The 20,979-nt window shown below is 73.0% G+C and carries 17 protein-coding genes and 1 tRNA gene; 3 read left to right on the top strand and 15 right to left on the bottom strand.

Annotated features, from left to right (window positions below):
* Positions 1 to 204: 204 nt before the first annotated feature.
* The 7 genes from ABD234_RS18005 to ABD234_RS18035 form a co-directional block, all read right to left on the bottom strand.
* Complete coding sequence (locus ABD234_RS18005; protein WP_344359231.1) at positions 205 to 1,410, bottom strand: Gfo/Idh/MocA family protein; 1,206 nt, start codon at positions 1,408 to 1,410, stop codon at positions 205 to 207.
* A complete protein-coding gene (locus tag ABD234_RS18010) occupies positions 1,400 to 2,185 on the bottom strand; it encodes a ThuA domain-containing protein (protein WP_038374243.1) in 786 nt (261 codons plus the stop codon). The genes ABD234_RS18005 and ABD234_RS18010 overlap by 11 nt, the downstream gene beginning before the upstream one ends.
* A 166-nt stretch (positions 2,186 to 2,351) precedes the next feature.
* Entirely contained in the window at positions 2,352 to 2,798 is a 447-nt protein-coding gene (locus ABD234_RS18015; protein ID WP_198025474.1) for a hypothetical protein, read from the bottom strand.
* Positions 2,791 to 3,477: a histidine phosphatase family protein gene (locus ABD234_RS18020; protein WP_084148659.1), complete on the bottom strand. Its 687-nt coding sequence runs from the start codon at positions 3,475 to 3,477 to the stop codon at positions 2,791 to 2,793. The genes ABD234_RS18015 and ABD234_RS18020 overlap by 8 nt, the downstream gene beginning before the upstream one ends.
* Positions 3,478 to 3,499: 22 nt before the next feature.
* Complete coding sequence (locus ABD234_RS18025; RefSeq protein ID WP_038374242.1) at positions 3,500 to 5,215, bottom strand: FAD-binding oxidoreductase; 1,716 nt, start codon at positions 5,213 to 5,215, stop codon at positions 3,500 to 3,502.
* Positions 5,212 to 6,009: a lysophospholipid acyltransferase family protein gene (locus ABD234_RS18030; RefSeq protein ID WP_084148658.1), complete on the bottom strand. Its 798-nt coding sequence runs from the start codon at positions 6,007 to 6,009 to the stop codon at positions 5,212 to 5,214. Before ABD234_RS18030 ends, ABD234_RS18025 begins: the two co-directional genes overlap by 4 nt.
* A 2-nt stretch (positions 6,010 to 6,011) precedes the next feature.
* Entirely contained in the window at positions 6,012 to 6,803 is a 792-nt protein-coding gene (locus tag ABD234_RS18035; protein ID WP_038374241.1) for an SDR family NAD(P)-dependent oxidoreductase, read from the bottom strand.
* A gap of 203 nt (positions 6,804 to 7,006) precedes the next feature.
* Here ABD234_RS18035 and ABD234_RS18040 point away from each other — a divergent pair, with 203 nt between their 5' ends.
* Entirely contained in the window at positions 7,007 to 9,235 is a 2,229-nt protein-coding gene (locus tag ABD234_RS18040; RefSeq protein WP_038374239.1) for an HAD-IB family hydrolase, read from the top strand.
* Between the two features lie 266 nt (positions 9,236 to 9,501).
* Here the strand turns inward: ABD234_RS18040 and ppc are convergent, their stop codons facing one another.
* From ppc to ABD234_RS18065, 5 genes are all read right to left on the bottom strand, one after another.
* Positions 9,502 to 12,327 carry a phosphoenolpyruvate carboxylase gene (gene ppc, locus ABD234_RS18045; RefSeq protein ID WP_038374238.1) on the bottom strand — a complete coding sequence of 942 codons (2,826 nt, stop codon included), beginning with the start codon at positions 12,325 to 12,327 and terminating at the stop codon, positions 9,502 to 9,504.
* 155 nt (positions 12,328 to 12,482) lie between these two features.
* The gene (locus ABD234_RS18050; RefSeq protein WP_232226480.1) at positions 12,483 to 12,872 is read right to left on the bottom strand and encodes a cupin domain-containing protein; all 390 of its coding nucleotides are present in this window, start codon (positions 12,870 to 12,872) and stop codon (positions 12,483 to 12,485) included.
* A 143-nt stretch (positions 12,873 to 13,015) separates the two neighbouring features.
* Positions 13,016 to 13,105: transfer RNA gene (locus ABD234_RS18055), tRNA-Ser, on the bottom strand.
* Between the two features lie 100 nt (positions 13,106 to 13,205).
* Positions 13,206 to 14,318 carry a glycosyltransferase family 2 protein gene (locus ABD234_RS18060; RefSeq protein ID WP_198025472.1) on the bottom strand — a complete coding sequence of 371 codons (1,113 nt, stop codon included), beginning with the start codon at positions 14,316 to 14,318 and terminating at the stop codon, positions 13,206 to 13,208.
* Positions 14,319 to 14,410: 92 nt separating this feature from the next.
* A complete protein-coding gene (locus tag ABD234_RS18065) occupies positions 14,411 to 14,887 on the bottom strand; it encodes a peroxiredoxin (protein ID WP_038374237.1) in 477 nt (158 codons plus the stop codon).
* Between the two features lie 200 nt (positions 14,888 to 15,087).
* Here ABD234_RS18065 and ABD234_RS18070 point away from each other — a divergent pair, with 200 nt between their 5' ends.
* On the top strand, positions 15,088 to 16,101 hold the full coding sequence (locus ABD234_RS18070) for a YdcF family protein (protein WP_198025471.1): 1,014 nt from the start codon (positions 15,088 to 15,090) through the stop codon (positions 16,099 to 16,101).
* Positions 16,102 to 16,190: 89 nt separating this feature from the next.
* Here the strand turns inward: ABD234_RS18070 and ABD234_RS18075 are convergent, their stop codons facing one another.
* From ABD234_RS18075 to erm, 3 genes are all read right to left on the bottom strand, one after another.
* Positions 16,191 to 16,616: a VOC family protein gene (locus ABD234_RS18075; RefSeq protein WP_038374236.1), complete on the bottom strand. Its 426-nt coding sequence runs from the start codon at positions 16,614 to 16,616 to the stop codon at positions 16,191 to 16,193.
* A 73-nt stretch (positions 16,617 to 16,689) separates the two neighbouring features.
* Positions 16,690 to 17,307 carry a biotin transporter BioY gene (locus tag ABD234_RS18080; RefSeq protein ID WP_038374235.1) on the bottom strand — a complete coding sequence of 206 codons (618 nt, stop codon included), beginning with the start codon at positions 17,305 to 17,307 and terminating at the stop codon, positions 16,690 to 16,692.
* Between the two features lie 141 nt (positions 17,308 to 17,448).
* Positions 17,449 to 18,219, bottom strand: a complete 771-nt coding sequence (erm, locus tag ABD234_RS18085; protein WP_051487133.1) for a 23S ribosomal RNA methyltransferase Erm — start codon at positions 18,217 to 18,219, stop codon at positions 17,449 to 17,451.
* A 429-nt stretch (positions 18,220 to 18,648) separates the two neighbouring features.
* Between erm and ABD234_RS18090 the strand changes: the two genes are divergently transcribed.
* Positions 18,649 to 20,910 carry a family 78 glycoside hydrolase catalytic domain gene (locus tag ABD234_RS18090; protein WP_051487126.1) on the top strand — a complete coding sequence of 754 codons (2,262 nt, stop codon included), beginning with the start codon at positions 18,649 to 18,651 and terminating at the stop codon, positions 20,908 to 20,910.
* Positions 20,911 to 20,979: the final 69 nt, after the last annotated feature.

The raw sequence follows: 20,979 nt of genomic DNA on the forward strand, positions 1-20,979 counted from the left end.
CGCGAAAGCGGCTTGAATTTGCTACGCCAAGAGAGGTATTCTCCGAGCACCTGTTGCGCTGACCGTTAGAACCCGCCTCGCGAAAGTGGAACAGATCGGGACGATCGCTCGAACGCCCCGAGGTGTCCACCCCGGGGCATCCGTCGCACGGCATCCCGCTGGGCCGTCCTCCCGGGGCGTCCGTTCCGCGTTCGTCCCGGGGCGTCAGCCCCGCTCGATGGCTGCGCGGACCGAGCCCCAGCCCTGCATGATCTCGCGGGCCTCGGGGTACGTCTCCGCGGCGATCGCCTGGACGAGGGCCTCCTCGAGCAGCTCGTCGATGACGACGCGGGCACCGCGGTCGATCGACGCGACGGCCGCCTCGACCATCGCGAAGCTGAGGATGTTCTCGTGGACCTCGCACATCGGCGAGCGCTTCTCCCGCAGGGCGGTGACGAACTCGATGATCGAGGCGTCGATCTGGTCGGGCTCGGGCTCCGCCAGCGCCTGCTCGACGGCGGACTGCAGCTCCCGGGTGCGGTCCTCGTCCTCGGTGCCCAGCACGGGCACGCCCGTGCCGTCCCAGGTCGCCGAGCCGTGCTCCGTGCCGATGCGCCACTCGCTGTTCCAGTACGTCGGCAGGCCGCGCGGGTTCCAGGTGCCGTTGTAGACGAACAGCGAGCCGCCGGTCATCTCGAAGGTGCAGGTCACCGTCGCGTCCCCGGCGTACACGCTCCAGGCGGGGTTGGCGCCGTGCGCGGTGACGGCCACCGGGTCGGTGCCGGTGATGTACCGCGCGGTGTCGAAGGCGTGGATGCCCATGTCGCGCAGCAGCGGGTGCTGCTGCTCGGCGCGGAAGCCCGTGTGCTCGTGGAACAGGGAGAAGAAGGCGCTGGTGAGCACCGTCGGCCCATGGTCCGCGATGAAGCGGCGCAGCTCCCGCACCTGCGGGAAGAAGCGGCGGGACTGGGAGACCATGAACGGGACGCCGGTCAGCTCGGCGTGCGCCATCAGGCTCAGCGCCTCGGGCAGGGTCTCGGTGACGGGCTTCTCCCCCAGCACCGGGATCCCGGCGTGCAGGGCCTTGACCGTCACCGGGTGGTGGGCGACCGGCACGGTGGGGTTGATGAGGATGTCCGCGCCGACCTCGAGGGCGAGGTCCACGCCGTCGGTGCCGATGGCGACCGCGGACGGGTCCTCGACCCCGGACTGCGCGATGGACTCGGCGGGCATGCCCTCGACGAGGTCCGCGACGCCGACGAGCTCCGTCACCGGGCTGGAGGCGATCACCCGGGCCCACCATCGGCCCATGCCCCCGGCGCCCACCACCACGGCGCGCAGCGGCGGCTGCCCGGAGGAGTTCGCGACGGCGGCGTTCGGATCGGCGACGGCCCCGGAGGTGCTCGTCGCGGCCTGCAGATCAGATGACACGGGTGATCTCCTCGCCCTCCGCGGTGCGGGCGCCCTCGCGGAACCAGTCGCGCGGGGCGTTGGCGATCTTCACCGGCGCGGCCTCGCGATCCTCGGGGCGGGCCCAGAGCACGGCGTTGGCGAGCACGCGCTGGATCTCCGGCTGGCGGTAGACCGGGTACTCCTGGTCGCCGGGGCTGAAGTAGAACATCTTCCCCTTGCCGCGGTGGAAGACGCAGCCCGAGCGGAAGACCTCTCCCCCGGCGAAGGAGGAGATGAACACGAGCTCGTCCGGGGCGGGGATGTCGAACATCTCGCCGTACATCTCCTGGGCGGGGATGACGATCGGATGCGGGACGCCGCGGGCGATCGGGTGGGACCCGTTGACGGTCCACACGCGCTCCTCCTCGCCCTCGTTGCGCCACAGCAGGTTGCAGGTGGTGCCCAGGAGCCGCCGGAACGGCTTGGAGTAGTGGGCCGAGTGCAGCGGGATCAGGCCCATGCCCTCGTGCACGCGCCGGGCGACGCGCTCGGCGATCTCGTCGGGCACGTCATCGTGGGCCATGTGCCCCCACCAGGTCAGGACATCGGTGCTCTGGAGGGCCTCCTCGGACAGGGATTCCTCGATGTCGTCGAGCAGGGCGATGCGCACCTCCGCCTCGACGCCGTCGGCGGCGAGGAGGCTGCGCAGGCCGTCGGCGATGACCGTGTGCATCCCCTCGGGGTAGATCTCCTGGACCTTCGGGTCCACCTTCTCGTGCCTGTTCTCGCCGAAAACGGCGACGCGCAACGTCATGCTGGCAGCTCCATCGTGGTGTCGTGGTGCCCGGGGCGGGGCGGGGGGACGCCGGCTCGTCGGTGCGGCCGTGCGTGCGGTCCATCGTAGGCACGTCACCCCCGGGGCATGTCCAGAGCAGAGGCGGCATCATCCGATGTTCTCGCGGTGACGCCGCTCACAGCCCTCAGCCCAGCTCGCGCACCCCGAGCAGCAGGGAGCGCTCGCGCAGGTCCTCCTCGAGGGCGCGGAGGGACTCCTCGAGGATGCGGTGGGCCCGGCGCCGGCCCAGGCTGCCGCCCAGGGCGCGGCCCTCGCGGTCGTCCCAGACCAGGCGCAGATCCGTGCCGTGGGGCCGCTCGGCGACGCCGAGGGCGGCGGTGAGGTGCAGCGCCTGTCCTGCGAGGCCGCCGAGGAGGATCGTCGCGCCGCGGCGTCCTCGCTCGAGCTCGAGCGTCGCGGGGGTCTGCGCGCGCACCCGCCAGCCGAGGGTCCCGAGCACCTCGCGCGCGATCGCCGCCGCCTCGGCCGGGGGCACGGAGACCGACAGCACCCGGCCGTGGCGGGCCGGGGCCGCACGCCGGCCGGCAGGGGTCGCGCGCCGACCGGCCGGCATCGGCCGCGGATCAGGCATCGTCGCGGGCGCCCGCCGAGGCGGCGGCCCGCGCCGGGGCGGCGGCTGCCGCCGGAGAGGCGACTCCCGCCGGGGCTTCGACCCCCGCCGGGGCTTCTACCGCGGCCGGCGCGGCGACCCCCGCCGGGATCTCGCGCAGCTCGGCGTTGCCCAGATGGGCGAGGGCGCGGTGCTCCCGGGCGGGGCGCCCGGAGGCGACGGCGAGCAGGATCTGCAGCACGTCCCCGTGGGCGACGAGGACCACCGGGGCCTGCCCGGGGCGGGCGCGGGCCTCCTCCAGCACGGCCATCGCCCGCGCGGCGACCTCCTCGACGCTCTCGACTCCCTCGCCGGGGTGCGCCCCGGAGGCATCGGCCGCCCAGATCCCGTCGTAGGCGGTGGCGGGGCCCTCGTCGAAGGTGCCGAAGCAGCGTTCGCGCAGCCGCACGTCGACCACGGGCTCCGCCGCGCCGATCGCCGCCGCGAACTCCGCGGCCGTCTGCGCGGCGCGAGCGAAGTCGCTCGTGACGATCACCGCATCGGCCCCGAGGCCGCTGCCGGCCCCGGCCGCGCGGGCCTGCTCGCGGCCGAGCGCGGTCAGCCCGACCTCGCTCAGGGCGCGCCGGCCGGGGCGGCTGACGATCAACCCCTCGACGTTCGCGGTGCTCTCGCCGTGGCGCAGCACGAAGATGCGGCCCATCGGCCCGTCCTCCCAGCCCCCGTCAGGGGCTGACGATCTTGCCGGGGTTGAGGTTGCGTCCCGGATCGTTCTGCGCGAACACGCCCCGGATCACGTCGGCGCCGAGGGAGGTGATGTCCTCCTCGATCCACGGCTGGTGCTCGGTGCCCACCGCATGGTGGTGGGACACGGTCGAGCCGTGGTCGACGAAGGCCTGTTGCACCCGGCGCTTGGCGCCGTAGTACTCCTCCAGCGCGGTCTCCTCGGACTCGTACGGGATCGCGAACGTGAAGTACAGGCAGGCGCCCGCGTGGTAGCTGTGCGACATGTGGCAGAACATGAAGCCGGGCTTGCCGACCTCCCGGCGCTGGGCGTGGAACGCGTCGTACACCCGGGAGTGGATCTCGTTGATCCGCGACCAGGTCGCTCCCGTGTCGCAGACGTCGCCGAACACCTGGTGGCTCATGAGGAAGTCGCGCAGGTACGGGGTGTCGAACTTCTTCTGGTCGTAGATCGCGCCGGGGCCGGAGCCCAGGGTGATCCCGCCGTTGCGCGAGACGATCTTCTTCACGATCGACTTCTCGCGCTCGACATGCTCCTTGGTGCCCTCGAAGCACACGTAGGAGATGCACATCTCGCCCTGGGTCTGCCAGCCCTTGGAGCGCAGGTACGCGAACAGGGTGTCCTGCACCTTCGCGGCGACCTTGCCCTTGGTGGAGGTGGGCTCCTTGACCATGGCGAGGCTGAACTCGGTCTCCGGGCCGTCGGACAGACGGGTGAAGGTGGGCGAGACCTCGGACCGGGCGATCGCGTGCATGCCGCGGATCCCGTGCTCCCAGTCGGGGTACATGTAGGCGATGACCTGGCGGACCGACGCCACCCGGTGCACCTGGACGGTGCACTCGGAGATGATGCCCAGGCGGCCCTCGCTGCCCAGCAGCAGCTCGTGCAGGGACGGGCCCGAGTCGCGGCCCGGGATCGCCTTGGTCGAGATCACGCCGCGCGGGTGGACCACCCGCAGGCCGCGCACGATGTCCTCGATGTCGCCGTACTTGTCCGACTGCATGCCGCTGGAGCGGGTCGCCGCCCAGCCGCCGAGGGTCGAGTAGGTGAAGGAGTCCGGGAAGTGGCCCATCGTCCAGCCGCGCTCCTGCAGCTGCTCCTCCAGGTCGGGGCCGTAGACGCCGGCCTCCACGCGCGCCAGGCCGGCGGTCTCGTCGATGTCCACCACGCGGTCCAGGCGGCCCATGTTCAGGGTGATCACGGGCCGCCGCTCGGCGGGATCGGGGGTGACCGAGCCGGAGATGCAGGAGCCGCCGCCGTAGGGGATCAGCACCAGGTCGTGGTCCAGCACGATCCGCAGGACCGCCTCGATCTCGTCCTCGGAGGCCGGGTAGACCACGGCGTCCACGAGCCGCTCGTAGCCGCCGGCGCGCACGCGCACCAGGTCCGGCAGGGAGCGGCCGAAGGAGTGCAGCACCCGGAACTCGTCCTCGAGCAGCAGGTTGTCCTCCCCCACCGCGGAGGCGAGCTGCTCGCGCACCGCCTCGGGCAGGCCCGACGGCGGCACCTCGAGCAGGGACAGGTCCGGATCCGGGTCCGGGACGCTGGTGGCGAGGTCCAGGCTGATCTTGTCCCGGGCCAGCGGCGCGAAGGCAGGCTTGTTGTCGTGGCGGAACGCGACGTCGTCCTGCCCCCAGCCCCACCACTTGTGACGACGGACCTCACGGGCGGTCGGGCGTGCCGTGCCTGCACTCATGCGTTCTCCTCATCACCTGCGGCGCGCGGGTTCGGCGCCCCCAGGATCTCCTCGTAGTGCTCGTCATACAGATTCTGCACGCGAGCGCGGATGCGCTGCATGTACGCCGCGACCGACTCGCCGTCCTCGGCGGTCATCGGCTCGCCGAAGACCACGCCGACCGGCGGCCGGCCCTTCTTCGGCCAGCTGCGGCCCTTCGGCATGGCCTCATAGCCGCCGATGATGGCGGCCGGGACCACCGGCACGCCGACCCCGGAGGCGAGCGCGGCCGCCCCCGGCTTGAAATCCGTCATCCGGCCGGAGGTCTGGCGGGTGCCCTCGGGGAACACGAGGATCGGGACCCCGGCGCGCAGCAGGCGCCGCGAGGTCCCCGAGTTCCGGCGCGAGCCGTCCCGGTCGATCGGGAAGGCGTTGAACATCCACCGCACGAACCAGCGGCGGTACCAGACGCGGAAGAAGTAGTCGGCCGCCACCCCGGTGGAGAGGTAGCGCGCCTGCGTCCACGGCAGCCCCTGCGCGAGCATCGGCGCGTCGAGGTGGCTGGTGTGGTTGGCGACCAGCACGAAGGGGCCGCGGACGCTGCGCACCCGGCGGGCGACCTTCACGGTCTGGGTGACGTTCGCGCGCACCAGGATGCGGAACAGCACCCGCTGCAGCACCCAGCGCACGCGGGCGCGCCACGGCGAGCGGTACTTCGCGAGGTCGCCCTCGGCGTCCTCCCAGCCCTCCGCGCGGCCCTTGGCCGACAGGGACGGGATCCGGCGCGCGGGCTGCTCCGGCGTGCTCGGGGCCATGGTCAGCGCTCCTTGCTGCGACGGTCGCTGAGCAGCGAGCTCAGCCGATGGACCACCGAGCGGGGGGTCCCCCGCAGCGCGGCGGAGATCACCTTCCAGCGCAGGCTCGGCACGGAGATCGGCTTGCCGCGGGCGACGTCGCGCAGGCACCCCTCGACGAGATCGTCCGCATCCAGCCACAGCGGATCCGGGATGGAGGAGCCCTTGATGCCGGCGCGCTCGTGGAACTCGGTGCGCACCCAGCCCGGCATGAGCGCCGTGGCGATCACCCCGGTGCCCTCCAGCTGCACGCTGAGGGACTCGGAGAAGTTCGCGGCCCACGCCTTGATGGCGGAGTAGTTGTTCTGCGTGACCTGGCTGGAGACGGAGGCGACCGTGATGATCCAGCCCTGCCCGCGCGCGGCCATCGCCCGCCCCGCGGCGCCCGAGAGCTTCAGCACGGCGCGCTGCATCACCTCGAAGCCGCGGTCGTGCTCGGAGATGTCGGGATCCAGCAGCGAGGCGCGGACGGAGAAGCCGGCGTTGTTGACGAGGATGTCCACGGGCGCGGAGTGCGCGAACTCTCCATGGTTCTCGAGGCGGTCGGCGACGCGCTGCTGGTCCTCGCGGTCGGAGAGGTCGGCGACCATCGTCTCGACCTCGACGTCGTAGGCGGTGGCCAGCGAGAAGGCGGTCTGCTCGAGGCGCTCGGCGCTGCGGGCCACCAGCACCAGGTCGACCCCCCGCCTCGCATAAGCCTTCGCGAACGCCGCTCCGATACCTGCGGTTCCACCGGTGATCAGGGCCCTGTGCATGGCGGCTACGATACACTAGCGGGGTTCTGCCCAGCCCCGATCCCGGGGCTGTGACCTGCGTGCAGAGACCTGCGCGCACCGTCCTGCGGGCACCTGCCGTGCACGGAGCCCTGCGCACGGGATCCGCCTGCAGGGCACTGCCGCACAGAACCGCTCCTTCCCGGCCCGCACGTGCGGGCCCGCCGACCCAAGGGAACCGCTGCATGTCGAACTCGTCCCCCGCCGCCCGCCAGATCCTCCTCACGGGGGTCACCGGATTCCTGGGCCAGGCGGTCCTGCAGTCGCTGCTCGAGAACACCGAGGACGTCCACGTCACGGCCCTGGTGCGCCCCAAGGGCTCCGTCGGCGGCATGAAGCGCCTGCAGGGCCTGCTGCGCAAGCCCGTCTTCGCCTCCTGGGCCCAGCGCGCCGGGGCCGATGAGGTCCGGGAGATCTTCGACGCCCGGGTGAGCGCGCTCGAGGGCGACCTCACCGCCATGCCGGAGCTGACCACGACCTTCGACACGGTCATCCACTCCGCGTCCTCGGTGTCCTTCGACCCGCCGATCGACGAGGCCTTCCGCACCAACGTCGGCGGCGCCCGCAACCTCTACCAGGCGCTGCGCGACTCCGGGCAGGACCCGCACGTGATCCACGTGTCCACCGCCTACGTCGGCGGCATCTCCAAGGGCCTGCGCCAGGAGGGCCGCCTGGTCCACGACGTCGACTGGTCCGCGGAGTACGACGCCGCCCTGGACGCCCGCGTCCGCGTCGAGGCCGAGTCCCGCCGTCCCGAGACGCTGCGCGCCCGCATGCGCACCGCCGCCCTGCGCGACGGGCGCATGGGCCCCAAGGCCGCGGCCGCATCGGCCGAGGAGGCCCGCCGCGAGTGGATGCAGGAGCGCCTGATCGACTTCGGCCGCACCCGCGCCCAGTCCGTCGGCTGGACCGACATCTACACCTTCACCAAGGCCATGGCCGAGCGCGTGGCCGAGGAGATGTGGGCCGATGCCGGCCACCGCGTCTCCTTCGTGCGCCCGTCCATCATCGAGTCCGCGCTGCGGCGTCCCTTCCCGGGCTGGATCGACGGCTACAAGGTCGCCGACCCGCTGATCATGGCCTACGGCAAGGGCGTGCTGCCCGAGTTCCCGGGGCTGGCCGACTCGATCCTCGACATCATCCCCGTCGACTTCGTGGTCAACGTGATCGTGGCGCTCGCGACCCAGGACGTCTCCCGCCGCGGCGACGAGGCCTACTACCAGGTCGTCTCCGGCGCCTCGAACCCGCTGCCCTTCCACGAGATGGTCAGCGCGGTGCGCGAGTACTTCCTCGAGCACCCGCTGCAGGACGACAAGGGCCGCGAGGTCGCCGTCCCCGAGTGGACCTTCCCGGCCGTGGAGATGGTCGAGCAGAAGTTCCGCGCCAAGGAGATCGCCACCAAGGTCGGCCAGAACGTCGTCGCGCACCTGCCCTCCTCGCGGCGCACCCGCGAGTGGACCTCCTCGCTGCACCGCGCCTCCTCGGGGCTGACGACGCTGCGCAAGTACATCGAGCTGTACCGCCAGTACACCAAGACCGAGATGGTCTTCGACGACGCCAACACCCGTGCCCTGCGCGCCGAGCTGCCCGCCGAGTTCCTCGAGAAGCAGGACTTCGACGTCACCACCATCGTGTGGCGCGACTACTTCCAGGACCTCCACCTGCCGGCGGTCACCGAGCTCACGAAGGCCTACTCCCGCGGCAAGGCCGCGCTGCGCACCCGCGCCGCCCGCCCCGCCGGCCCGCTCAAGGAGTCCCCCGACGCCCTGGCCGTCTTCGACCTCGACGGCACGGTCATCTCCACCAACGTCATCCAGCAGTACCTCGCCGTGGTCCGCGCCACCAAGCCGCGCACCCAGTGGGCCCTGGAGATCGGCTCGCTGCTGCGCACCGTCCCCGCCTACCTGCGGGCCGAGCAGCGCAACCGCTCCGAGCTGATCCGCATGGTCAACCGCCGCTACGAGGGCTACCGGGCCGAGGACCTGCGCGCCCTCATGAGCGGCGAGCTGGGTCGGCGCATCCGCGCCTCCATCCGCCCCGAGGCCCTCGCCCTGATCGAGAAGCACCGCGCCGCCGGGCACCGCACCGTCCTGGTCACCGGTGCGCTCGACGTCCTCGTCGAGCCGCTGGCCGACCTCTTCGACGACGTCGTGGCCACCACCATGGACGTGGACGAGAACGGCGTGCTCACCGGCTACCTCGCCACTCCCCCGGTGGTGGACGAGGCCCGCGCCAACTGGCTGGCCAAGTACGCCGACCAGCGCGGTGCGAACCTCAAGGCCTCCTACGGCTACGGCGACTCGATGGCCGATGCCTCCTGGCTCGAGCTCGTCGGCACCCCCTCCGCCGTGAGCCCCGACCTGGGCCTCTACTCCGTCGCCAAGAAGAAGCGCTGGGCCATCCTCGAGTGGTGACCCCCGGCCCTCGACGGGCGACCCCCGACGCGGCCGCCGGTCGCTGACCCCGGCGGCACGACCTCACGAGTGCCGGGTGGCGAGCCAGATCCCCTGCGGATCCGGCTCGCCACCCGGCACTCGGTCGTCGTGGCGCCGGATCCGCCGCCGTGAGCGCCCGGTCTGCCGGCGCTCGCTGCCCCGCGGGTCCCGGATCCGCCCCGGACGACGCACGGCCCGGGCAGGCGGGGTGCCTGTCCGGGCCGTGCGGAGGGTGACGCGGCGGATCAGCCGGTGTTCTTCAGACCCGCGGCGACGCCGTTGATGGTGGTCAGCAGGGCGCGCTGCAGGCCCTCGTCCACGGGCTCGCCCCGCTCCGCGGCGGCGCGCACGCGCTGGAGCATCGCGACCTGCATGTAGGAGATCGGGTCGAGGTAGCGGTCCCGGACGGTGAGGGTGCGCTTGAGGATCGGCTGGTTGTCCAGCAGGTTCAGCACCCCGGTCAGCCGCTCCATCTCCGCGACGGTGAGCTCGTACTCCTCGCGGATCCGGTCGTACAGCGGCCACAGGCGCTCCGGAACGAGGGAGCGCACGTAGTGCGCGGCGATGTCCATGTCGGTCTTCGCGAGCGTCATCTCGATGTTGGAGACGACGGTGCGGAAGAAGTGCCAGTGGCGGAGCATCTCGTGCAGATCGGCCTCGAGGCCGGCCTCGCGCGCGGCCTTCAGGCCGGAGCCCGCGCCGAACCAGCCCGGGACGATCTGGCGGGACTGGGTCCAGCCGAACACCCACGGGATCGCCCGCAGGCCGTCGAGGCCCTTCTCCGAGGTGGTGCGCTTGGAGGGGCGCGAGCCGATGTTCAGGTCGCCCAGCTGCTCCACCGGGGTGGAGGTCACGAAGTACTCGGGCAGGTCCGGGTCGTCGACCAGGGTGCGGTAGCGGGCGAACGCCGCATCGGACACCTTCTGCATGACCTCGCCGAAGCGGTCCAGCTGCTCCGGGGTCGAGCGCGGGGTGGTGTGCAGCGCGGAGCCCTCGAGGACCGCGGCCATCGACAGCTCGAGGTTCTCGCGGGCGAGCACCGGCAGGGTGTACTTGTCGGAGATGACCTCGCCCTGCTCGGTGAACTTGATCGATCCCTCGAGCACGCCGTACGGCTGGGCGAGGATCGCGTCGTAGGTGGGGCCGCCGCCGCGGCCCACCGAGCCGCCGCGGCCGTGGAACAGGCGCAGGGTCACGCCGTGCTCGGCGGCCGCGTCGCGCAGGCGCCGCTGGGCCTGGTGGATCTCCCACTGGCTGGTGACGACGCCGGAGTCCTTGTTGCCGTCGGAGTAGCCGAGCATGACCTCCTGGCGATCCCCGCGCAGGCGGACGATCTCCCGGTAGGACGGGTCGCTGAGCAGCTCGTCGAGGATCTCGCCGGCGTGGCGCAGCTCCTCGACGGTCTCCAGCAGCGGCGCGAAGCCGATGTCGGAGCGCTTGTCCTCCCCGGCGAGGCTCACGAGCCCCGCCTCGCGGGCCAGCAGCGCGACGGCGAGGACGTCGTCCGCGCCGCGGGTCATGGAGACGATGTACGTCTCGATGACCTCGGGGCCGTAGGTGCGCTGCGCCTCGCGGATCTCGCGGAACACGTTGTACGTGGTGCGGGTCGCGTCGTCCAGGACGGTCGCGTTCTCGGTGAGGTCGCTGCCCACGAGCGGGCGACGGGAGGCGAGCTCGTGGGAGAGCACGCGGGTGCGGGCCTCGCGGCTCAGCTCGAGGTAGGGCACCTCCAGCTCGCCGACGCGGTCGAACAGGCGGGCCAGCAGCTCGTGGTGCTTCTCCGCGTGCTCGCGGATGTCGAGCGTGGCGAGGTTCAGGCCGATGCCGGCGAGGACCTGCTGGGCGACGGCGAGGGAGCCGTCGGCCGCGCGGGTGCCGCCGTGGCGGCGCAGCACGTCGCGCAGGAGCGTGACGTCGTCCTGCAGCTCGTGGCCGTCGCGGTAGTCGCGGCCGGGCACGTGCGGCTCGCCGGAGCGGATCCGCTCGCGGGTCGCGACGAGCTTGGCGCGCATCGCGTCGAGCTTGAGGCGGTACGGCTCCTGCTGGTACATCGACTGCTGCTCGGGGTCGCTGTCCAGGCGCAGGCCGAGGTCCGCGGCGAGGCTCGCGCGCAGCTCCTCGTCGTCGCCGGTGAGGACGCTCGAGACGGACAGCCCGGCCAGCAGCTCGGTGAGCACGTTGATCGAGATCTCGATGGCGTTCTCCGCCTGCAGCAGCAGCACCTCACGGGTGACCTGCGCGGTGACGAAGGGGTTGCCGTCGCGGTCGCCGCCGATCCAGGAGCCGAAGCGCAGCGGCACGGCGCGCTCGCGCAGCTCCGCGCCGTGCTCGGCGAGCTCGTCGCGGAGGTCGTCGAGCAGTCCCGGCATGGTGTGCTGGTAGATCTGCTTGAGGTAGTAGAGGGCGTTGCGCGCCTCGTCCTGCGGGGTGGGGCGCTGGCTGCGCAGCTCGTCGGTCTGCCAGAGCGTCTCGATGAGCTCGGCGAGCGCACGGTCCTGACGGCGGCGCTCCGGGGTGCCCTCCTCGGTCTCGTGCTCGAGGAGGTCGGAGATCGAGCGCAGCTTCGTCAGCACGGCGCGGCGGGAGGCCTCCGTGGGGTGCGCCGTGAACACCAGGCGCACGTCCAGGGAGTCGACGGCCTCCTGCAGGCCCTCGGCGCCCAGCTTGTCGTGGACGGCGCGGATGGTGCGGGCCATCAGCGACTGCGCCGCGGAGCGCTCGCCCAGCGCGCGCACGCGGTAGACCTGCTCGGCGGCGTTGGCCAGGAGGAAGTACTCGGTGAAGGCGCGGGTCAGCGAGGTCGCCTGCTCGATGGGCAGGGCGGCCAGGCGCTCCTGGACGGCCAGGGCGTCCTCGGTGCGGTCGGAGGCCTTGGCCTCCTTGGTCTGGCGGCGCACGTCCTCGACCAGCTCCAGCAGCTCGGGGCCGTGCTGGTCGGCGAGGGTGCGGCCCAGCAGCGTGGACAGCCTGCGGACGGTGGCGCGCAGAGGCGCATCGATGTGCGGGTCGTCCCCGACCACGGGGAACTCGCTGGTCAGGGTGGGAACGCTGAACGCGTCGGCGTCGGGCACGGGGCCTCCTGGAGTTCGGCGGCGCCGGGTCCGGCCGACTGCGCGCGCGGCGGAGCGGCCGGTCGGCACTGAACGGACGGGGGAAAGACTACAACCCGCCCTCAGGTGCGCCGCCACCTGTCCCCCATCTGGGAGTCCCGCAGCGTCTGTGCAGGTCAGGGGGCTCTGAGGTCCTCCGGAAGGCTCGTCACGGCGGTGAGAAGGAACACGCTGTCCTCGAGCGCCTCGATGCCGTGACGGGCGTGGGTGATCGGCTCGAGCTCCCCGGCGACGATCTCCTGCACCGCGTCCTGCCCGGTCAGCGCGATCCGCCCGGAGAGGACCTGGAGGGACGCGGCATGCGGGGCGTTGTGCTCGTGCAGGCGGGTGCCGGAGGTGACGGCGATGATGCTCTGGCGCAGCACCCCGTCGTGGATCAGCAGCTGCGCGCTGCGGCCGTGCTCGGCGATGCGCGCCGCCCACAGGTGGCGCTCGACCAGCTCGGGGATCGTCTCGGTCGCGGAGATCTCGTCCGGGGTGCCGGAGACGGATTCGGACGTGCTCATGGATCCTCCTGGGGTGGCGGAGTGGTCCACATCACTGTATCCGCGCACTGCTCCGGCCGCGGAGCATTCGCACCGATCGCCGTCGCGCCCGGGCACGAGAGAGGCTCCCCGGACACGTCCGAGGAGCCTCTGGCCCATAGGGGCGGAGACGAGAGGATTTGAACCTCCGAGGCGACTTTTCACCGCCTACTCCCTTAGCAGGGGAGCGCATTCGGCCGCTCTGCCACGTCTCCTGGTGCCGTCCGCCGGAGCGTCGGGCACGCCGGATCAGCCTACCCGAGCAGGGCCCGGCGACCAAAAGGACCCGATGCGGATCACGTCACGTCCTCTCGGTCAGTTGAAGCCGATGTACTTCCGGGCGATCCGGTAGGAGGAGCGCACCAGCATCTCGCCGCCGCGGCCGGGCACGGACAGCAGCAGGCCCGTCGGCGAGCGGCGGAAGGCCTTGTACACGCGCGGGTCGGTGCGCTTGACGTACAGCAGCAGGTCCTTGCGGTCGCGGCGGGACTCCTCGGTCCCGGCGAGCGCGGTCAGCGTCAGCGAGACGCTGCAGACGATGGTGGCGTAGTGCAGCAGGTAGCGGCGGTGCCGGGCATCGGCGATCTCCGTCGAGCGCAGCGCGGCCACCAGCAGGCGGTTCACCCGCAGCTGCTGGTCGATGCGGGTGAGCATCACCGACTCCTGCACCGACTGGTCCTCGCGGCCGATGTAGTAGCGGTACAGGTCGATGTCGAGGTAGGCGAGCGTGCGCACCTCCCGCAGCGGGATGGCCGCCATGAGGTTGTCGACGTAGAAGGTGTGCGGGGGGAAGGAGACCCCGGAGCGCCGCAGCACCTCGCGCCGGTAGGTGAGGGCGTGCATGAGCAGGTACCGCCCGACGCGGGGGCGGCGCAGGTCGTCCCAGGTGCAGATCCGGCCCTCGGGGATGAACGAGCCGTAGCGGACGCGGCGGCGGGAGCCGCGGCCCTCGTTCTCGTAGACGTAGTTGGTGATGACCACATCGGGCTGCTCGCCGGAGGTGACCCAGTCGCGCAGGCGGCGCAGGTACTCCCCCAGGGCCAGCGGGTCCGTCCAGTCGTCGCTGTCGAGGACCTTCACGTAGGTGCCGCGGGCCACCGAGATGCCGCTGTCCATCGCCGCGCCGTGGCCGCCGTTCTCGCGGTGGACCGCGCGGACGGTCCCGGGGTGCGCGGCGGCGTAGCGGTCCACGATCTCCCCGGTGGCGTCGCGGGAGCCGTCGTTCACCAGCACGATCTCCACGTGCTCGGGGGCCGCCAGCAGCGGCTCGACGGCGCGGTGGAGGTAGTCGGCGGAGTTGTAGCAGGGGATCACGAAGGACACCAGCGCCGGGGGGACCTCGCCGTCCGCAGGCTCGGCGGGAGACTGCTGCGCGTCCTCGTCCTCGCCCTGCACCGTGATCGGGGCCGTGGCATTCACATCCGTCACCGACACCTTTTCCCTGTTCGCGACCGGGTCTCGGGGGGAACGTACCACGGCGGGGGGAACCGTCCGCGGCGCCGCGCTCTGCTCCTGGCCGGTCACAGGCCGAGCTTCTCCTGCAGCAGCGCGATGTGCTTCGGGGTGCCCACGCGGTACTTCACGAAGGTCAGCACGCCGTCGGCGTCGATCGCGAAGGTCGAGCGGATGGTGCCCTCGACGAGCTTGCCGTACATGTTCTTCTCGCCCCAGGCGCCGTAGGCCGCCATCACTGCGTGGGACTCGTCGGAGGCGAGGGTGTACGGGAGGTCCTGCTCGGCCGCGAAGCGGTCCAGCTCGGCCACCGGATCCGGGGAGATCCCCACGACGCGGTAGCCGGCGTCCACGAACAGGCGGTGGTTGTCGCGCAGGTCGCAGGCCTGCTTGGTGCACAGGCTGGTGTTGGCCGCGGGGTAGAACCAGATCAGGGCCGGCGCTCCCCGCAGATCCTCGAGGCGGACCCGGCCTCCTCCGGCCGTGGCCAGGTCGAAGGCGGGGGCGGTGTCGCCGACGGCGAGCTTGACGGGCGGGGTGCTCACGGGTTCTGGGCTCCTCGGCCGCACACGGCGGCGATGGGGTGGGTCCTTGCCTGCCCGCGGCGCGGACGGTGGTGCGCGCGGACCCGTCCAGTATCTCCCCGGGCCGGCCCGGGTTCCTGGGAGCGACGCGGAGGCGGTGCCTGCGGCGTGTGCCACGATGGCCCCCGACCGCCCGTCCGTCCTGCTCGAGGAGCCCTGCCGTGCTCGGTGCCATCGTCCTCACCGCCCTGTGGTGGGCGCTGTTCCTGGTCGTGTTCCGCCGCGAGAGGCGGCGGGTGCGCAATGGCGCGCTGCTGCTGTGCGCCCTGTGGTCGAGCATCTCGCTGGTGCTGCACCTGGTCTCGACGCTGGTCCCCTTCGGCGGGGTGTGGAGCCTGGCGACGACGCTCTCCGTGATCCCGGCGGTGCTCGCGCTCGGGGCGTTCCTCGTGGCGAACGGGCTGACGATCCTGCGCAAGGAGGGCCGCAGCCTGGGCAATGCGCTCTCCCTGCTCGCGGGGCTCGCCGTGTTCGCCGCCCCGGTGCTCGCCCTCGCGCTGGTGCTCACCCGCAACCCCTTCGGGATCGGCCTGGGGGTGCTGCTGGGGCTGGTCTCCCTGCACCTCAGCCTCGCCTTCGCGATCTTCCTGGCGGCCTCCCTGCTCTATCAGTCCTTCCCGCTGCGGCTCGACTCCCCCGGCGTCATCGTCCATGGCTCCGGGCTGATCCGCGGCCGGGTGACGCCGCTGCTGCGCGCGCGTCTGGACGCCGGCGTCGCCTGCCGCGAGGAGCTGCTGGCCCGCGGCATCGACCCCGTGCTCGTGCCCTCCGGCGGGAAGGGCCCGGACGAGCCGCGCGCCGAGGCCGAGGCGATGGCCGAGTACCTCGTCGAGGAGGCCGGGGTGCCGGCGGAGCGCGTGCTCGTGGAGCGGGAGTCCCGCACCACGGAGGAGAACATCATCTTCTCGCACCGGCTGCTGGAGGAGGCCGGCCTCAGCGGCCCGTTCACGGTGGTCACCAGCCGGTACCACGCGTTCCGCGCGGCGCTCATCGCGCGCAGCCTGGGTTTCGCGGACCAGGCCGTCGGCGGCCGGACCGCCTCCTACTACGTCCCCAGCGCGACCCTGCGGGAGTTCGTGGCCGTGATGACCTACCGGCGCTGGTGGAACGTGGCCGCCCTGGTGCCCTCGGTCGCGGTGACCGTCCTGCTGACCGCGAGCCTGCTCACGGCCTGAGGCCCCCGGGCCGATGCGGCCCCGTCCGAGCGCGTCGGGTCCGCGGGGGCTGATCGGCGGGCACGCCCCGTCGGGACGGCCCGGCCCGCTCAGCCCTGGTCCGGGAGCACGGACAGTCCGATCTCCCCGGGGTTGTACGCGATCTCCCAGCGGAAGCCGTCCGGGTCGGCGAAGTAGCCGGTGTACCCGCCCCAGGCGCGCGAGGCCGCCGCGGAGACGTCGGGGGAACCGGCCTCGCGGGCGGTCTCCAGGACGGCGTCGACCTCGTCGGGCGAGGCCACGTTGTGGGCCAGGGTGATCGGCGGGACGCCCACGCCGCGGACGATCGGCCCGACCTCTGCCTCGAACTCCTCGGCCCGCCACAGGCTGAGGATCAGGTGCTGGCCGGCCCGGATCATGATCACCTCGCCGGGCACGTCCAGCTCGGCGCTCCAGCCGAGGCCGTCGAGGTAGAACGCGCGGCTCGCGTCGAGATCGCGGACCGCGAGGGTGATGAAGCTGATGCGCTGCTGCATGAGCCGATGATGCCCCACGATCGGCTCCTCCGGCAGGTCCTTCGCCGGAGGTGCCTCCGGGGACGGGGTCCGGTCAGGCGCGCTCGTCGACGGCGCGCACTCCCCGCCATGCCAGCGGGATGAGCACGGCGGCGATGGCCGCCTTGACGAGGCCGCCGAGGATGAACGGGGTGACGCCGACCTGCAGGATGCCCGCGAGGTCGTACTGCGCGCCCAGGACGACGTTCAGGATCATCGCCATGTACGGCACGCCGAGGAGGAAGGGCACGATGCTCGCGGCGACGAAGCCGAGGAACGCCTTCCAGGAGCGCCGGTCCCAGGAGCGCTCGGCGAAGGCCCCGGCGACGAACGCCGCCGGGATGAAGCCGAGGATGAAGCCGAAGCTGGGGGTGGCGACCGCCGCGATCGAGCCGGTGAGCCCGGCGAAGACGGGGGCGCCCGCGAGGCCCGCGAGCAGGTAGGTCACCAGGGCCGCGGCCCCTCGGCGCGCGCCGAGGGAGGCGCCGACCACGATCACGGCCAGGGTCTGGCCGGTGATGGGGACGATCGGCAGCGGGATCGTCACCTGGGCCAGCAGGGCGACGAACGCGGCGCCGCCGAGCACGAGGGCGAGATCGGTCAGCCAGGTGGCGCGCGGCAGGACGGCGTCGGCAAGGACGGGACGGCGGGCCGGGACGGCGATCGCGGACATCGGACTCCTCGGGCGGATCGGGCGGTGAACGGCAAGCGTAGGACAGGTGGCCCTGCCCCGGCCACACGGTCCCGCCGGGCAGCACCCGGCGCCGGGGATCGCCGGCCGCCGCCCCGGGGCCGCCGCCCGCCGCACCGGGGGTCATCGGCCCCGTCGTCCGGGGCGGGAGGCGGCGCGGGCGTCGATCCAGTGCGCCGGGTCGACCTCGCGCGGGAGCGCGCTGGGCGCGTACCCGTGGCGGGCGCAGAACTCCCGCGCCGCGACCTCGCCGAGCCCGCCGGCGCGCTGCAGGACCTGGGCGATCCCCCGCCCGGGGCCGGTGAAGACCCGGCGGACGAACCGCTGGTGCTCGCCCTGCTCCGCGGCGGGGAGCAGGGGCCGGCGGCGCCGGTCGACCACCAGCAGGCCCGCGTCCACGCCGGGGCGCGGGCGGAAGGCCGACTGCGGGATCCGCCCGTCGAGGCGGACCTCGTACCAGGGCCACCACTGGGCGGTCATCATGGTGGCGCCGCCCACACCGGCGCGCTTGCGCGCGACCTCCCACTGCGTGATGAGCACCGCCCGCCGCCATCCGCGCGAGGACAGCAGGTGGCGCAGCGCCGCGGTGGTGAGGTGGAAGGGAAGGTTGGCCACGACGACCGTCCCCGGCGCCGGCCGATGGCGCAGGAGGTCCTGCTGGAGGATCCGCAGCCGGTCCGCGGATCCGGTCCCCTGCGCTGCGGCGCGCCGGGCGAGGGCCTGCGCCGCACGGGGATCGATCTCGACGGCCTCGATCGGTCGGCGAAGGCGCAGCAGCGCGAGGGTGAGGGCCCCGTCCCCGGCGCCCCAGTCGACGATGTCCCCGGGGACCTCCTCGACGCGCCGGACGATGCGCTCGATGATCCGGCGATCGCGCAGATGGTTCTGGCCCAGCTCGTGCGCGCCGGGGGCCCGGGGCGGGCGGGCGCGCGACGGTTCCGGGGAGCGGGACGGCGCAGGCGTGCGGGGTGCGACAGGGGTGCGGGGTGGGTCAGGGGTGCGGGACGGCGCGGGGGTGCGGGACGGATGGCGGGGGCGACGATGCAACGGGGGCTCCTCGGGGAGGCGGGAGCCGAGCGGGCGCAGCAGACGGGCACCGCCCGGCGGGGACCGGGGGCGGCGCGAGATCGTCGAAGGGGTCCGGGATCCGCGCCGTCAGCGGCGGCGGATCCGGATGAACATGCTGGCGGTGATACCCACGGCGACGACCGTACGGAATCCCCCGGCGACCGGGCAACGGATTTTCACCCCGGCCGATGCGGCATCGGGGCCGCTACGATGGCAGAGCGCTCCCGACCCCGCGGGAGCCCTCGGAGGATCCCCATGACCGGCATCGACGCCGACCTCGCCCGCTGGATCACCGCTCCCGGCGAGGACCCCCAGAACCCCCTGCTGCGCACCGCCTTCACGCTGCCGGCCGCCCCGCTGCGCGCGAGGCTGCTGGTGACCGGGCTCGGCGTGTTCCGCGCCCGGGTCAACGGCGCCGAGGCGCTGCCCACCCGCCTGGACCCGGGGCTGACGGATCCGCGCCGGCGCGTGCTCGTGTGCGAGGCCGATCCCACCGACCTGCTGCGCCCGGGGCAGAACGTCCTGGCCATCGCCCTGGGCCGCGGGTTCCATGCCCTGACCACGCCGAACGTGTGGCGCTGGGAGCAGGCGCCGTGGCGCGGCCCCGTCCGTGCATGGGCGCACCTGAGTATCGAGCTGGCCGATGGCACCCGCCGCGTGATCCGGACCGACGACACCTGGCGCACCTGGCCCGGCCCCGTCACCGCCGACTCGGTGTACGAGGGCGAGACCTTCGCCCCCGAGCCCGGCGCCGACGTCGAGGCGTGGACGCGCCCCGGCTTCGACGACTCCGCCTGGCTGCCGGTGCTCGAGCCGCAGCCGGCCGCAGCCCCTGAGACCCTGCAGCTGCGCGAGGCGGAAGGGGTCGTCGAGGTCGCCGAGATCCGACCGCAGGTCGTGCGGCGCGACGGGGGCCGGCTGATCCTGGACATGGGCCGGGTGATCGCCGGCTGGTGCCGCTACGCGCTGCGGGCGGAGGTCCCCGCCGAGGCCGCGCCGCTGGCCTTCACCGCCCGCCATGGGGAGAAGCTGCGCCCGGACGGCACGGTCGATGACGACAACGAGCACATCTGGACCCCGCGCTTCCAGTGCGACGAGGTGCGGCTGGAGCCATCGGGCGCCCGCTCCTTCGCGCCGCAGTTCAGCTACAAGGGCTTCCGCTACGTGCAGATCGACGTGCTGGCCGGGGACCTGGACATGCTCGAGACCACCGGGATCCACGCCCACGCCGATCTCGCCGTCGCGAGCAGCCTCCGCAGCTCCGAGCCGTACCTCGAGCGCTTCGACGCGGCGATGCGCGCCTCCCTCGCCAACAACCTCCACCACGTCCCCACCGACACGCCGATGCACGAGAAGAACGGCTGGACCGGCGACGCACTGGTGGCGCTGGAGTCCTTCTCCGCGAGCTTCGCCGCCCACCGCACGCTGCGGGCGTTCCTGCAGCAGCAGGCCGATGCCCAGCGCCCGGACGGCTCCCTGCCCGTGATCGCCCCGACGCCCGGCTGGGGATACACCGAGCTGTCCCCGGCCCCGGAGTGGACCACGCTGTTCCCGGTCCTCATCGACCACCTGGCCACCGAGTACGGCGATGCGGACGTGGTCGCGCAGCATTCCGCGGCGGCCCGCGCCCACCTGGATCACGAGCTCGCCCGGCGCGATGCGGACGGACTGATCGACGGGGTCCTCGGCGACTACCTGACGCCCGGATCCCCCGGGCCCGCCCCCGAGGACCGGCGCCTGACCGGCACGCTCTTCGTGGCCCGGGCGCTGCGACGGCTGGCCCATGCCCTGGACCTCGACCTCGCCCGCCGCCGTCCCGCAGCAGCCGCCGATGCCCTCTCCCCCGATGCGCGGCGCCTGCGCGAGCAGGCCGCGTCCCTCGAGCGGGCCGTCAACGCGGCCTTCCTCGATGCGGGCGCGGGTGAGTACCGCATCGGCCGCGACGGCGGATTCCGGATGACGGTCAGCGCCCTGGCCCTGGCCTGGGACGTGGTCCCCGCCGCGGCCCGGGAAGCGGTGGTCTCGCGGCTGGTCGAGGAGATCGGCCGCCGGGGCGATCACCACGACTGCGGCCACATCGGCGTGCGGTACCTGCTGGGGGCGCTGTCCGAGGCGGGGCACGGCGATCTCGCCTGGCGGGTCCTCACCAATCCGACGGCGCCGGGGTGGCGGGCCTGGCTCGAGGCCGGGAACTCGACCTTCATGGAGATGTGGGAACAGCCGCGCTCCTGCTCGCACTACTTCATGGGCACGCCGCAGACGTGGATCCACGAACACGTGGCCGGTCTGCGCCGCGGAGCGGACGGCTGGACCGAGGCGGTGCTCGCCCCGGATCCTGCGGTGCCCGTGGACCGCGTCGAGCTGATGCGGCGCAGCGTCGCGGGGACCTTCCGGGTCGCCGTGGACCGCCGGGAGCACCGCCTGGACGCCTCCGTGCCGGCGGGGGCCCGGGTCCGCCTGCGGCTGCCCGGCCTCGAGGAGACGCTCGGCGCCGGGGAGCACACCCGGCACTGGTGAGGGGAGCTGGGCCGCCGGCGGCGCGGCGGGACGGCGCGGCCGAATGCGCAGGACCCGCGACCCGCGCGG

The sequence above is a fragment of the Brachybacterium phenoliresistens genome (genome assembly GCF_039530785.1).
Lineage (GTDB): Bacteria > Actinomycetota > Actinomycetes > Actinomycetales > Dermabacteraceae > Brachybacterium > Brachybacterium phenoliresistens.